The sequence below is a fragment of the Pantoea sp. X-Soil-ISGK-355 genome (assembly GCF_059730805.1).
Window position 1 is genome coordinate 2,509,714 of the sequence record NZ_AP035971.1, and the last position, 14,705, is coordinate 2,524,418.

The 14,705-nt window shown below is 61.3% G+C and carries 12 protein-coding genes; all 12 read right to left on the reverse strand.

Annotated elements, in window-relative coordinates:
• Nucleotides 1-6: 6 nt before the first annotated feature.
• The 12 genes from AC6I8J_RS11660 to AC6I8J_RS11715 all read right to left on the reverse strand — a co-directional run bounded on the left by AC6I8J_RS11660 (nt 7) and on the right by AC6I8J_RS11715 (nt 14,688).
• Nucleotides 7-1,965 (reverse strand): hydantoinase B/oxoprolinase family protein, encoded by a 1,959-nt coding sequence (locus AC6I8J_RS11660; RefSeq protein ID WP_222925304.1) that lies wholly within the window; start codon nt 1,963-1,965, stop codon nt 7-9.
• 1 nt (nt 1,966) lies between these two features.
• Nucleotides 1,967-4,012, reverse strand: coding sequence for a hydantoinase/oxoprolinase family protein (locus AC6I8J_RS11665; RefSeq protein ID WP_260058786.1), 2,046 nt, complete (start codon nt 4,010-4,012; stop codon nt 1,967-1,969).
• Nucleotides 4,013-4,030: 18 nt separating this feature from the next.
• Entirely contained in the window at nt 4,031-4,477 is a 447-nt protein-coding gene (locus tag AC6I8J_RS11670; RefSeq protein WP_253419135.1) for a GNAT family N-acetyltransferase, read from the reverse strand.
• A 252-nt stretch (nt 4,478-4,729) separates the two neighbouring features.
• On the reverse strand, nt 4,730-5,242 hold the full coding sequence (locus AC6I8J_RS11675) for an Lrp/AsnC family transcriptional regulator (RefSeq protein WP_010247853.1): 513 nt from the start codon (nt 5,240-5,242) through the stop codon (nt 4,730-4,732).
• 165 nt (nt 5,243-5,407) lie between these two features.
• Nucleotides 5,408-6,724, reverse strand: coding sequence for a 4-aminobutyrate--2-oxoglutarate transaminase (gabT, locus tag AC6I8J_RS11680; RefSeq protein ID WP_222925301.1), 1,317 nt, complete (start codon nt 6,722-6,724; stop codon nt 5,408-5,410).
• Between the two features lie 113 nt (nt 6,725-6,837).
• Entirely contained in the window at nt 6,838-7,971 is a 1,134-nt protein-coding gene (locus tag AC6I8J_RS11685; RefSeq protein WP_161735936.1) for a M20 aminoacylase family protein, read from the reverse strand.
• A gap of 1 nt (nt 7,972) precedes the next feature.
• Nucleotides 7,973-8,899 carry a 2-hydroxyacid dehydrogenase gene (locus AC6I8J_RS11690; RefSeq protein ID WP_497825383.1) on the reverse strand — a complete coding sequence of 309 codons (927 nt, stop codon included), beginning with the start codon at nt 8,897-8,899 and terminating at the stop codon, nt 7,973-7,975.
• The gene (locus AC6I8J_RS11695) at nt 8,899-9,741 is read right to left on the reverse strand and encodes a GNAT family N-acetyltransferase (RefSeq protein WP_161735938.1); all 843 of its coding nucleotides are present in this window, start codon (nt 9,739-9,741) and stop codon (nt 8,899-8,901) included. The genes AC6I8J_RS11690 and AC6I8J_RS11695 overlap by 1 nt, the downstream gene beginning before the upstream one ends.
• Nucleotides 9,742-9,752: 11 nt before the next feature.
• The gene (locus tag AC6I8J_RS11700; RefSeq protein ID WP_161735948.1) at nt 9,753-11,084 is read right to left on the reverse strand and encodes an NAD(P)/FAD-dependent oxidoreductase; all 1,332 of its coding nucleotides are present in this window, start codon (nt 11,082-11,084) and stop codon (nt 9,753-9,755) included.
• Nucleotides 11,085-11,222: 138 nt separating this feature from the next.
• Nucleotides 11,223-12,887, reverse strand: coding sequence for an ABC transporter ATP-binding protein (locus AC6I8J_RS11705; protein ID WP_161735939.1), 1,665 nt, complete (start codon nt 12,885-12,887; stop codon nt 11,223-11,225).
• A complete protein-coding gene (locus tag AC6I8J_RS11710; protein ID WP_161735940.1) occupies nt 12,884-13,735 on the reverse strand; it encodes an ABC transporter permease in 852 nt (283 codons plus the stop codon). The genes AC6I8J_RS11705 and AC6I8J_RS11710 overlap by 4 nt, the downstream gene beginning before the upstream one ends.
• Nucleotides 13,732-14,688, reverse strand: coding sequence for an ABC transporter permease (locus AC6I8J_RS11715; protein WP_010247875.1), 957 nt, complete (start codon nt 14,686-14,688; stop codon nt 13,732-13,734). Before AC6I8J_RS11715 ends, AC6I8J_RS11710 begins: the two co-directional genes overlap by 4 nt.
• Between the last annotated feature and the right edge of the window lie 17 nt (nt 14,689-14,705).

The following is a 14,705-nucleotide window of genomic DNA, read 5'->3' on the forward strand; positions in this document are numbered from 1 at the left end:
TCACCGTTAACTGTTCGCCATTGCCGGGTATCGCTGACGCAAATCACTGAATATTTGCGCCATATCCGCCGTTTCGCCTGTCTCCTCCACCGCCCGGAATACCTGGGTTTTCAGGAAGTGACGCCAGCTCACCGGCGCGTTTGCCAGAAAGGCGGTCAGCAACTGATAACGCTGAGGCGTCCAGCACGTTTCGAAGCGACTCCGTGCTTCGCCGTGCTCAAAATGGTGTGCGACCTGCTGCGGCATGTCGGCGCGCAACCTTTCTGTCGCCGCCTGATCCACGCGGTTATCCACTACCACCACGCCATACTGCGCTCTGGCCGCCGCGACGCTGAGATACCCACAGCGCACATCCTGCATGACCGCCTCAACATCGCGCTGTGACGGCAGGCCGTAACCGCCTGCACCGGGTCCGCGCACGTCGACCACATCACCTGGCTGGCAGTGGATCACATCGGTGTTACCGTGATTAATGACTTCACCGTTGCGCCGGGTACGGAAGGTCGACAGCGCACCGCTCTGTCCGCCCACTACACCCGCCGAGGCAAACACTGACCGGTTACGGTTGCGCGCGGTAATGGTGGTGTTGGGCGAGAAAATCTCGAACGCCATTTCGGTCGCCAGGCCGCCGCGATAGCGACCGGCGCCGGCGCTGTCCTGCGCCAGTCCGTAGCGATGGAAGCGAATCGGCACTTCCGCTTCGTTGATCTCAATCGGGGTGTTTTTCAGAAAGGCGGAAAGCCCGCCAGAACCATCGGGTCCGTCATGATGCGGCGTGCCGCCCGCCCCACCGCCCACCGGCCCCAGTGAGGCGACTACGCTGCGGTTCTGCGTCTGAGTGCGGATGTTCATAATCGAGTTGCCGCCCGGTGAGTTCGCGGGCAGTCGGTCCGGCATCGCCAGCGAGAAGACGCCAATCGTCGCAATCTGCGACAGTGCACAGGTCAGCGAACGCATCCCCACTGCTGCAGGTGCTTCACAGTTCATCACCGTGCCTGGCGGCAGAATTGCCCGGGTTGGCCGCAGCGTACCGGCGTTAAGCAGCAGCGAACGGTCCAGCGTTGATAGCACATAGGTGACGCCCACCAGCGCCAGCGGATGCCGCTCGCGCCCGCCAGTCGGCATGTTCAGCGACGACGCCAGCTGCGGATCGCTGCCGGTGTAGTCCAGCTCCAGCCGGTCGCCCTGCACCCGCAGCGTAATGGCGATGCGACAGGGATAGCCGCCCTCGCCATCTTCATCGGCGTAGTCGGCGTAAAAGTATTCACCGTCGGGAATGGTACTGATAATCGTGCGCGCCTGCGCTTCGGCATAATCGAGAATGCCCTCAATGCCCTGCAAAAAATCATCAATGCCAAAGCGGGCAATGATGTCGTGGATTTTGCGCTCGCCCACGTTCACCGACGCCAGCTGCGCCTTGAAATCGCCCCAGTTCTGATCAGGCACCCGGACGTTGAGCCGCATAATGCTGGCGACCTCTTCGTTGAGCTGACCCTGTTGTATGATCTTCAGCGGCGGGATGCGAATACCCTCCTGCACGATATCGGTCAGCGAGCGCGACAGCGAGGCAGGCACTGCGCCGCCGACGTCGGTGTTGTGAATGTGACCGACCACGAAGCAGACAATTTCGCCCTGATGGAATACCGGCTTCCAGATGTGGATATCGGGCGAGTGAGTTGCCACGTTACCGGCGTAGGCGTCGTTGGTAATACAGATGTCGCCCTCGGCGTACTCCTCTATCAGCGCCAGCACCGGCGCATAGTCGATGCCGCTGTACCAGGGCGCGCCAAAGCTGCGCGGCGAGGCAAATGCCAGCCCGCTGCGGCTGACAATCTGGCAGGAGAAATCTTCCGTCTCTTTCACGAAAGTGGAGTGCGCGGTGCGCATCAGCGTAAAGGCCATCGCATCAGCCGCAGCGGCGCAGTAGTTCGCCAGGATCTGTAAGTTACGTCCGTCAATCGCCATGTTATGCCTCGTTCGCCGTGATGAGCAGATTACCGAATGAATCGACCGTGACGCTCATGCCGGGCGGCACGCAGGTGGTGCAGTCGTCCTGGGCGATGATGACCGGGCCACTGAGCTGATGTCCGGCACGCAGCACTGAACGCAGCACTAAATCGATCTGATGCCAGCCGCCGTCGATCCAGGCTCTGGTCTGTTTCAGGACCGGCACGGGTGCTGTGGCGGGGGGAAGTGTGATGAGCACCGGTTTCGGCGTCGGTGAGGTCATCACCAGCCGCAGGGTGATCAGCTGCACTGGCGCCTCCGGGTCACAGTGACCAAACAGCTGCTGGTGCTGCCGGTCAAAGGCGTCATGCAGCGCAGCGAAGTCCGCCTGCACCAGCCAGCTCGCCTCCAGCGGCACGTCGATTTCAAACGACTGACCGCGATAGCGCATATCCGCGCTGAACTGCAGGCTGTATGGCATGTCGCTGCCGTGCTCCTGCGCCAGCCAGCCGCAGGCGCGCTGCTGCAAGGCGTCGGCTTCACTGGCTAAGGTGTCGGCCAGCGCAGGCGTCAGATCGCCGTAGAGCGTACGGATAAAGTCGTTGCGGATGTCCGCCACCAGCCCGCCCAGCGCGGAGAGCACGCCCGGCGTCGGCGGCACGATCACCCCTTTCATGTTCAGTTCGCGGGCGAGAAAACAGCCCATCATCGGTCCCGCGCCGCCAAAGGCGAGGAACCAGAATTCACGTGGATCGAGGCCAAAGCGCGACAGCAGGCCGCTGGTGTCGCTGTACATGCTGGAGATCGCCAGCTGGATAGCGGTCTCGGCGGTTTCTTCAACCGAAATTGCGAGCGCATCCGCCAGCGGCTGCCAGGCCGCACAGGCGGCGGCAACATCCACCGTCACCGCGTCATAACCCAGCGCACCGTGGCCCATCATGCCGCAGGCGGCAAAGGCATCGGTAGCGGTCGGCTGCGTGCCGCCGCGCTGGAAGCAGACCGGCCCGGGTAGCGAACCGGCGCTGTCCGGCCCCATCTGCAATACGCCCTGCCCATCAATCCACGCCAGCGAGCCGCCGCCCTGACCCACCGAGGTCACAGCGACGGAAGGAATAAAGATCGGGAAATCCCCGATGATTTCGCCATTGCCCTGCGCCACCTTGCCGTCGATGATCACCGCCACGTCGGCGCTGGTGCCGCCGATATCCAGGCTGAGGATTTTGTCAAAACCGCAGGCGCTGGCGAGGTAACTGGCGCCAATCACGCCGGATGCGGTGCCGGAGAGCACCATCTGCACACATTCGCGCTTCGCCTGGTCAACGCCCATTACCCCGCCGTTGGATTTGGTGATGCGCGGCGGTGGCTTAACGCCAAGCCGTTGCAGTGCCTGCTCAAAGGATTCCAGGTAGTGAATGACCATCGGCTGCACGTAGGCGTTGATGGTGGCGGTGATGGTGCGTTCATATTCGCGGATGATCGGCCAGATGTCGGCGGAACAGGAGGTCAGCAGTTCAGGTGCCACCTCATCGATAATCGCCTTCACCGCCGCTTCATTGTGTCGGTTGCGATAGCTGTGCAGCAGCGACACCACAATGCCCTGACAGCCGGCAGCGCGTGCCTGATGGATTGCGTCGAGCACACTCTGGCGATCCACGGGTTGCAGTATGTTGCCCTGCGCGTCGCTGCGTTCGCGGATGGCAAACACCCTGTCACGGGTAATCAGCGGCGCTGCACGCCGTGAGAAAAGGTCATGGATATGCGGGATTTTCAGCCGGGCCAGCTCCAGTACATCGCAGAAGCCCTCGGTGGCAAACAGCGCCAGCCGCACGCCGCGCCGCTGGATCACCGCATTGATGCCTACCGTGGTGCCGTGAGTGAAGTAGCCAATTTCAGCGGGATCAATGCCCTGCTGCTGCTGAAACTGCGCCAGCCCGGTTAAGATTTCGCTGCCGGGCTTATCCGGTCGCGACAGGACCTTCAGGGTGTGGATCTGGTTCGTTTGCTGATCGAGCACGGCGAAATCGGTAAAGGAACCACCAATATCCACGCCAACGCGGTATCGCATATCGGGTTAACTCCAGTGTCAGGAAGGGGGAAATTCCATCAGCGCCTCGGGATGCTGCACCACACGCCAGCCGAGCCGTTGGTAGACCTGATGCGCATCCTGGGTTGAGAGCATCCAGCGATGCACCGTTTGCAGCTCCGGGTGTTCACGAACACAGGTCGCCAGCCAGCTACCCAGCCCGTGACCACGCCAGTTTTCATCAATTATCACGTCGCACAGCCAGCCAAAGCGGGTGTAGTCGGTGATCAGTCGGGCAAAGCCAATCTGTGCCTGCTGGTGATAGAGGCCAAACGGCAGCGAACCGGCAATCGCCCGCCGGGTTTTCGCTTCCGGCTGGCCTTTGGCCCAGTACGACTTCTCCGCCAGCTGGATGTGGATCCAGGCCAGATCGAGCCGCTGGCGATCGGTAGAGACAGTGAACGCATCGCGCTGCCACTGCTGGTCAGCAATCAGTAGTGAGTCCATCACAACTCCTTGTATCGGTTGAATTCAGTGTAAAAGGGTTCGCTCAACGATTGAGACCGTAGCACGCGACAAAACCGGACAGAGCGACTGAATTTTGGGCAGGGAAAAAATTTTATGCTGAGGGAAAAATCGCAAAGGTTAAAGGGGAAAGGAAGCCCGTCTGTGAACAAAGGTGGGTGGGGGGAACAGCAGACAGAGACAATGCGTGTGGCCGCCCTCTCCACCGGGGAGGTGGCGAGAGGCGACCGCCCGTTATACGCCGAATTCGACTGAGTTATGTTTGCCGATGAGCGAGCGTAATGGCACGCTGCTTTTCATGATCGGGGATTTGATGACGATATAGCTGAAGTACTTATCGATGCCGATCTGCGCGTCGAGCATCTTCTCAATCACTTCCTGGTAATGTTCAATGCTGCGGGTAATAAAGCGCAGCAGATAGTCATAGCCGCCGGTGATCAGATGGCACTCCATCAGTTCATCGACGTCGCGCATCGCACTTTCAAATTTCATAAAATCTTCGCGGCGATGGCCGGACAGGGTGACTTCGGTAAAGACAGTCACTGAATCAGTGATGCGGGTGAGATTAATGTGCGCTTCATAACCGGTGATAAAACCGGCCTGTTCCAGACGTTTGACCCGTTGCAGACAGGGGCTGGGCGAGAGGCCTACGGCGTCGGCGAGGTTAACGTTGCTGATACGGCCATCTTTCTGGAGTTGCACCAGGATGTTGATGTCGATGCGGTCGAGTTTCATTAAGCCGTTCATAGCACCCCCCTCATTGTCAGAGCCTGTTGGGCCAGGCGCGCAATCAAATGTTCAGAACCTCCCGAAGATATAACATGCTTTACCGTAAACGCGCCAGCGCTTCGCAGTGGTTATACCAGCGGGAGATTTTCAAATTACTCTAACAAAATCAATGAGGAATACGGTTTAACCCAGCCGGCCGGTGGCACGTGCCAGCGCAATATCGAAAATATGCAGCGCCTCTTCCAGCTGTGAGTCGGTAGTGACCAGCGGTGCCAGGAAACGGATGGTGTTGCGATGCAGGCCGCACTTAATCAGCAGCAGTCCTTCCTGACAGGCGCTGTCGAGGATCTTCTGGGTCAGCGCCGCATCGGGACGACCGGTTTCGAAATCAAGAATTTCTACCGCCTGCATGAAGCCCACACCGCGCACGTCACCGATGCAGGCATATTTATCCGCCAGCTGTCGCAGACGGGCATTGAGCTGTTCGCCGAGCTGACAGGAACGCTGCAGCAGGTTCTCATGCTCAAACAGATCCAGCACCGCCAGTGCCGCCGCACAGGCCAGTGCGTTGCCGCCATAAGTACCGCCTAACCCGCCAGGCGTCGGTGCCTCCATGATCTCCGCACGCCCCACCACGCCAGAAATCGGCAGCCCCCCGCCCAGGCTTTTCGCCAGCGTGACTAAATCGGGTTTGATACCCAGTTGCTGGAAGGCGAACATCGTGCCGGTACGCCCGAAGCCGGACTGGATTTCATCACAAATCAGCAGAATGCCGTGCTGGCTGGTAATGCGACGCAACGCCTGCATAAATGCCGGGCCAGCGGGCAGGAAGCCGCCGTCGCCCTGAACCGGCTCAATGATAATCGCCGCCACACGCTCCGGCAGGATCTGCACCGCGAATAGCTGATCCAGCGCCTTCAGGCAGTCCGCTTCCGTCACGCCGTGCAGTGGATTCGGGAAGGGAAGACGATAGATGTCGCCGGGGAACGGGCCAAAGTTCTGTTTGTATGGCGCGGACATGCCGGTCAGGGTGACGCCCAGCAGGGTGCGGCCATGAAACGCGCCATCAAACGCGATAATGCCGGGGCGCTGGGTGTGTGAGCGGGCAATCTTCACCGCATTTTCCACCGCTTCGGCGCCGCTGGTGAAGAAGACACTTTTGTACGCCTCATCGCCACCCACCAGTCTATTCAGCCGCTGCGCCAGCTCAATGTAGCCCGGATAGGCCACCACCTGAAAACAGGCGTGTGACACCAGACCAAGCTGGCGGGTCACCGCATTGACTACCGCCGGGTGATTGTGACCGACATTCAGCACGCCGATGCCGCCAACAAAGTCGAGATAGCGATTGCCCTCAACGTCCCACACTTCACTGCCTCTGGCGCGTTCAATCACCAGCGGATGGGCGGTCACTACACCGCGCGGCACGTTCTGCTCGCGTGCATCCAGTAACAGGCTGTTATCGGAGTATGCTTGCTGCTCTGCCATGACATTCTGCATTTTAAACCCTCATCCACGTAACGTTCGGTTGGCTCAAGTATCGCAACCCGCTGGTTTCTCACGCTGCCGTAATTTCCGAGGCAGCGGCATTTCCTGTCAAAATCCCGCTGCATTCAGCAGGGAAATTTCTCTGCCAGCGCCTGGCGTACCAGCGCGACAAAAACGTTAACGCCATGCGGGATCAGCGCATCGTTGAAGTCATAAGCGGCATGGTGCAATGGCTTGCAGGGTGCCGATCCCAGCCACAGATAGGCACCGGGACACGCCTGTAACATAAAAGCGAAATCTTCCGAGGTGAGCGCGGGTCTGGCCGCGGTGTCAACCGGTATGCCCGCCTGCGTCAGCGCCTCCAGACAAAACTGCGCTTCCGTCGCGCTGTTAATCGTCGCCGGGTAGTAACGCTGATAGTTCACTTCTGCGCGCAGGCCATGAGCCGCCGTGACGTGCTCCGCCATCTGGCGCAGCCGCGCTTCAATCGTATCCTGCGCCGCCGGGCTGAAGGTACGCACCGTGCCGGTGATACTCGCCTCGGCCGGGATCATGTTGTGTGAAAAGCCACCCTGCATCCGTGTGACGGTGAGCAGCGCGGTTTCACACGGGTCGAGTGCGCGTGAAACCAGCGTATTGAGCTGCACCACCAGCTCGCTGACCGCCAGCAGGGTGTCGCGTGTAAGGTGCGGCTGCGCGGCGTGGCCGCCGCCGCCCAGCACCCTGATATCAAAGCGGTCGGCCGCTGCCATAATCGGGCCAGGGCGGGTCTGTACCTGACCGAGCGGCAGTTCCGGCCAGTTGTGAATGGCGTAGACCGCCTCACAGGGAAAGCGGCTGAAGAGGCCGTCGTCGATCATCGCTTTTGCACCCGCCAGTCCCTCTTCAGCAGGCTGGAAGATAAAGCAGACGCTGCCGTCAAAGCTGACGTCCCGCGCCAGTTTTTCAGCGGCACCCAGCAGCATCACGGTGTGACCATCGTGGCCGCAGGCGTGACTCACCTGCTCTGCCTGACTTTGCCATTCCGTGCCGCCTTGATCCTGCATCGGCAGCGCATCCATATCGGCGCGCAGGCCAATCATGCGTTCACTGGTGCCCTTTTTCAGTATCCCGACCACGCCGGTTTTACCGATGCCGCGATGCACCTCGATGCCCAGCTGGTGCAGGAAGTTCGCCACGATGTCGCTGGTGCGCTGCTCCTGAAAACCCAGCTCCGGGTGCACATGCAGGTCGCGGCGCAGTACCACTAAATGTTCCATCTTAATATCCTCGCGAACGGTCAATCTCACCGTGCAGCGGCTCACCACGCTGGTAGCGCCGCAGATTCTCCAGCAGGGCCGCAATGGCACTCTCATTCTGCGTCTGGCTGGCAATGTGCGGCGTCAGCCAGATGGCGGGATGGTGCCAGAAGGGATGGCCCGGCGGTAACGGCTCCGGATCGGTGACGTCAATGACGGCGGCGCGGAGCTGACCGCTCTCCAGCGCCTGCAGCAGATCATCATGATTCAGCTGCGGGCCGCGTCCGGCCTGTACCAGCGCCGCGCCGTGCGGTAGCTGGCTGAACAGGGACTGATTCAGCAAACCCTGGGTGGTGTCGGTCAGCGGCAGCAGGCAGACCAGAATCTCGCTGTGCGCCAGGAAGTCAGCGAGTTGATCCGCGCCGTGCCAGCAGCGCACACCGGGGCACTCGCGCGGTGTGCGGCTCCAGCCTGCGCAGTCAAAGCCCAGCGCCACCAGCCGGGCTAACGCGGCCTGCCCGAGTTCGCCAAGCCCCATCACGCCGACCCGACGCTGCCCGGCAGGTATGGCTGCATGAGGCTGCCACTGTTGCTGGCGTTGCTGATGGAAATAGCGCGGCATGTCGCGATGCAGACCGAGCACCGCGAAGGTGACATATTCCACCATGCCCTGCGTCAGGCCTGGCTCGATCATTCTGATTACCGGCAGGTCGGGCGGCAGCGTGCTGAAGTCAAACTGGTCGGCACCGGCCCCCACCGAGAACAGCATTTTCAGGCGGGGAAACAGCGCCGGAATGTCAGCTGGTGGCTGCCAGGCGACCAGCGCCTCAACCTGCTCCGGATCACCGGTCTCCGGCCAGAGATGCAGCTGAATATCAGGCGCATGTTCCGCCAGCCAGCGCTGCCAGATCCGGCCTCGTTCCGGCTCCGATTTATAGACGATATGCATCAGGCCATCGCCTGCGTCATCAGTCCAAATGCGTGCATACCCTGCGGCGTCCAGGGCGTGCCGCGCACCATGGTGGTGGGCGCATCGACCTGAGGGATACCAAGACGTTCAAGCCAGGCTGCCATCGGCAGCGCGGCATCGGTGTCGATGCGCAGAAACTCACCCTGCAGCGACTGCATCAGCGAGGCGACCAGCGCCTGAGCCATCGGGAAATCCGCCGCTATCACCGGGCCAATCGCCCAGCCGTGACCAAAGCGGCGCAGGCTGGCGAAGCCCTGAATCCGCTGTGCCGCGTCCTCTAAGAGCACCGTCTGGCAGTCGCGCACTAAATGCTCAATCAGCGCCGGACGATGCATGCCGTGTGCCTGCTGATCCAGCGTGACCAGCGTGTCACGATCGGCTACTGTCGCCGGGCGCAGTTTCAGCCCCGCGGGGATCACCACCTCTGGCAGCGTGGTAACTGCACGCGTCTGGTGCTGACGGATCTCACCACAGCTGACAAAGCCAAGTTTTTCATACAGCCCTTTGCCCATTTCGGTGGCATGCAGACGCACGTTAACGTCGGGCAGTTTTTCCAGCTGCGCCAGCATCAGTTGCTTGCCGAGGCCGCGTCCCTGCTGCTGGTTATCGATAATCACCAGTCCCACCGTGGCGGCACGGTCACCCCAGCGCCAGAGCACAGCGCTGCCCATCAGTTTGCCCTGCTCTTCTATTACTGTGCCTTCGCCCAGTTGTAACGCCAGCTGCCAGTCTTCACGTCGGTGGGGCCATTTCAGCGCCTGCGTTAAGGCGAAACATGGGTCGAGATCGTCTGGCGTCATTGCGCGTATTGTCAGGCTCATTCGCGTTCTCCTTACATCATGCCTGGCGTGTCAAGTCCGCTGCCGTCAACCAGACGGCTGTAGCGGTAAGGGGTCGGGTCAACGATGGGTGTGGCGTCGGTCGCCAGATCGGCGGCCAGTCGTCCGGCACCCGGTCCGATACCGAAACCGTGGGCGCTGTAACCCGCCGAGAGCACCAGCCCCGGCAGTTTCGCCACGGTGGAGATAACCGGAATGGCGTCCGGGGTGCTGTCAATCATGCCGCCCCATGACTGCGCCAGCCGGAGATTCGCCAGCGCCGGGTATTCACGCCGCATTGCCGCCAGTCCTTCTTCCACGATTTTTGCATCCGCTGCCGGATCGAGAATGCGCATCCGCTCAAACGGCGACTCGCGGTCGAATGACCAGCCCCCCATCGCCTCAGGGCCGTTGAAGAACGGTGACAGGCCGAGATTCAGGGTCAGATTCTTGCGGCGGCTCTTAAAGGTCGGATAGAACTGACGGGCATAGCGCAGCCCCTGTGCGCCCGGCTCCAGACGACCACGACCAGATACTGACACGGTATAGCTGCCATCCATTTGTGGGCGACAGGCGAAGCCCGGTGTGTAGAGCGGCATGGCGATCGCCTGCTCAATGGGCTGCGTGCGGAAGGCCGTGCCAATCACGTTGCCCAGCGGCAGGTCGATGCCGTGACGACGGCAGAACATGGAGGTCCAGGCCCCGGCGGCACAGATAACCCGGCTGGTTTTGATCAGACCGCGCTCGGTCCAGACGCCGCTGACCCGTCCGGCGGCGATATCCAGTCCCCGCACGGCGCACTGCTGAAACAGCAGTGCACCCTTTTTCTGCGCGCCAGCCACCAGCCCAGGCGCCGCCAGGCGCGGCTCGGCGTGACCATCGGTGGGCGACGAGAGACCGCCCAGCCAGTTTGTGGTGCTGCCGGGCGTCATCGCTTTAGCCTGCTCTGCGGTGAGAATCGAACTGCGCATGCCATAGCCTTTCGCCATCTGGTTCCACTTATCCCAGGCCGCGATATCCGACTCTGCCTGCGTGGCGTAAACCAGCCCGCTGCGGCGGAAACCCAGCTCTTCGCCGGTTTCTTCACTGAGCTCACCCCAGCGTTGCAGCGCATAGATAATCAGCGGCAGCTCACGCTCATCACGGTTTTGCTGGCGGCACCAGCCCCAGTTGCGGCTTGACTGCTCAGCGCCGACCAGTCCTTTTTCAATCAGCACCACCTTCACTCCCTGCTTCGCCAGCTCCCAGGTGGCGGCGGCACCGGCGATACCGGCGCCAATCACCACCACATCGGCGGAATCGGGAAAGTCAGCACTGTCCTGTACATAACGAATCGGTGCGGGCATAACAAGATGACCTCTGTTGTCAGTATCGGGTCTGGCGCAGAGCGACGTCGCCGCTGTACGCTGACCCACGCCGCCTGCCTTGCACATCAGTACTATGCAGACGGATAAATTCAGTTGCCCGTAAGGCTCAGCGGCAACTCACTCCGCTTTTAAAATCTCTTCATGCTCATCCAGCCAGCCCTGCCGCAGCTCCGGCACTGCGCGCTTCAGCCGCTCGAAATACAACTCGCTGGTCGGCTTGTCGTAGTCGTTGCGTGCCAGCTGGGTGACGATGCGACCGCTTTTCATCACCACAATTTCGTCGCACACCGCGCGCACCGCATGCATGTCGTGGCTGATGAAGATCACGGAAAGCCCCAGTTCGCGGCGCAGTTCGCTGATTAAGTCGAGGACGGCGGCGGCGACCACAGTATCCAGCGCTGAGGTCACTTCATCACACAAAATCAGATCCGGCTCCGCTGCCAGCGCACGCGCCAGGTTGACGCGCTGCTTCTGACCGCCGGAGAGTGCCCAGGGACGCCGCCACAGTACGCTGCGTGGCAGCTGCACCAGATCCAGCAGCTGATAAAGTCGCTGCTGTCGGGCTGCGCCGCTCAGGCCGTGAAACAGCGTTAGCGGGCGCGACAGGATGCGCTCAACGCTATGGGCCGGATTCAGCGCGGTATCTGCCATCTGGAACACATACTGAATGCGCCGCAGCTCGTTGTCAGGACGTTTCTGCATATCGCCGGCGATATAATGGCCGTTAAACAGGATATGCCCGTGGCTCGGCGCGTTGAGACCAGCAATGGCATGAGCCAGCGTCGTTTTGCCTGAACCTGACTCGCCGATGATGCCAATCGCCTGCCCTTTCCACAGCTTAAGGTTAATCTCCTCCAGAATGCGTATTTTTGGCTGGCCGTCGCTGCCGCGCGGACCGTAACCGGCATAGAGATCGCGCACTTCCAGCAGCGGCTGAATATCGGCGGCAGCCGGACACCAGTTGCTGGGCCGCTCTTTCTGCCGCGCTGCGTCCATCAGCAGCCGCGTGTACTCTGCCTGCGGCGCGCCAATCAGGTGCGCGGTGCTGCCATACTCCGCCATTTTACCGCGCAGCAGCACCAGAATCCGGTCAGCCATCTGTGCCACCACGGCCAGATCGTGACTGACGTAAATCGCGGTGACGCCGCGCTGCACCACCACGCGGCGAAACGCCTTCAGCACTTCCACCTGCGTGGTGACATCCAGTGCGGTCGTAGGCTCATCAAGGATCACGACGTCGGGATCGCCAATCAGCGCCATCGCCGTCATCAGACGCTGTAACTGACCACCCGACACCTGGTGCGGGAACCGGTCACCAATGGTCCCGGGATTGGGCAGCGCCAGCTCACGGAACAGGCCGATCGCTTTCGCTTTCGCGTCTTTACGGGTCATCGTGCCGTGAATAACCACCGGCTCAATCACCTGGTCGAGGATCTTCATGCCCGGATTAAATGACGCCGCCGCGCTCTGGGCGATATAGGCGACTTTATTGCCGCGAAACGCGCGCAGCTGGCCCGGTGTCAGACTGTTAATGTCGGTGCCGGCAACGTGAATATTGCCCTCGGCGATGCGGCAGCCGCTGCGGGCATAGCCCATCAGCGCCATCGCGATAGTGGTTTTCCCGGAGCCGGATTCGCCAATCAGCGCCAGCACCTCGCCCTTCTGCACCGTGAAGTGAATGTCGGAAACGAGGTCGATCTCTTCGCCGCGATCGGTCTGCGCGGTAACGCGCAGTTTATCCACCGAAATCACCGGCATGGCGGTATGTGGTGTCACGTTCATGCTCCCTCCTTCGCCAGCGTCATCGGACGCATCGCCTGCAGGCTGTCTATAAACAGGTTGGCGCCAATGGTCAGGCTGGCAATCGCCAGCGCGGGCATCAGTACCGCGGGCGAGCCATCAAACAGCCCCTGCATATTTTCACGTACCAGCGTGCCCCAGTCAGCGTACGGCGGCTGCACTCCCAGGCCAAGGAAGCTCAGGCCGCTCAGCAGCAGCACGATGTAGACAAAGCGCAGGCCAAAGTCCGTCAGCATCGGGTGCACCATGTTAGGCAGGATATCGTGAAGGGCGATATACCAGCGGCTTTCGCCCCGCAGCCGTGATGCCCGGACGTAGTCCATGCTGCGCAGCGAGCTGGCCATGGCAAACGCGATGCGGAATGCGCCCGGCCAGTAGGTGAACACCGCCGTGAGGATCAGCATGGGCAGCGAGGAGCCAAACACCGCGACAATCATCAGCGACAGCACTTTGCCCGGCAGCACCAGCAGGGCATCGTTGACGCGGCCCAGCAGCTCCTCCAGCCAGCGTCCCGTTACCGCCGCCAGCAGCGCCAGCAGCGTGCCGATCAGGCTGGCCAGCAGTGCCGCACTCAGCGCCAGACCGATGGAGAACTTCGCGCCGTAGAGAATACGGCTCAGCATGTCGCGTCCCAGGTAGTCGGTCCCCAGCAGGTTATCCGCCGTCATGCCGCCCATCAGCGGACCGCCGCCGATGTCATCAATGCTGTGCGGAGCCAGTGGCGTGCCAAACACCGCCATCAGCAGCCAGAACAGCGACATGATGAGACCCAGCCGGCCTGACCAGGAGAGCGACTGTAAGAAACGCCAGGGCAACAAGAGAGTATTCATGCGCTTCTCCATTTCGGGTTAAAGGCGATAGTCAGAATGTCGGCCGCCAGCAGCAGAACCAGGTAGCAGGCGGCGAACAACATCACGCAGAGCTGCACCACCGGCAGGTCGCGATTACTGACCGCATCCACCAGCTGGCTGGCCAGACCGGGATAGCTGAAGATGGTTTCGATGATGATCACGCCGCCAAACAGGTAGGAGAGGCTGAGTGAAATCGCATTGGCGATCGGGCCAACCGCGTTGGGTAGCGCATGACGCAGCACGGCGCGGAGCGGCGATACCCCTTTCAGCAGCGCCATCTCCAGGTAGGGGCTGTCGAGCTGGTTGATAATGGCGGCTCGCGTCATACGCGCCATCTGCGCCACCAGCACGCAGCAGAGCGTCAGCACCGGCAGCGCATAGGCTTTGAGGTAACTCAGCAGGTCGCTATCCGGACTGCCGAACGACATCGCCGACACCCAGTGCAGCTTCACGGCAAAAATCAGCACCGCTACCGTCGCCACCAGAAACTCCGGCACGGCCACCGTCGCCATGGTGCCGATAACCAGGGCCCGGTCGAGCCGGGAACCGCGATTCATCGCCGCAATAATGCCGATAATCAGCGCCAGCGGCACGCAGATCAGCGTGGTGATGCCCGCCAGTTCAAAGGTGGCGGGAATGCGCTGCGCCACCAGCTGCGAGACCGGCAAATGGCTGGCAAACGAGGTGCCAAAGTCGCCCTGCACCATGCCTGTCAGCCAGTGGAAGTAGCGCATCAGCAAAGGCTGATCGAGACCCAGTTGCTGCCGTAACGCCGCCACCGTTTCCGGTGTGGCATTCTGGCCAAGGATCATCTGCGCCGCGTCACCCGGCAGCAGGCTGGTGATGAAAAACACCACCGCCGAGACGATAAGCAACGTCAGGATGCCAGCACCAATGCGCCGGGCAATCAGGAACAGCATGTATCGGTTCATCGGCGAACTCCTTATGA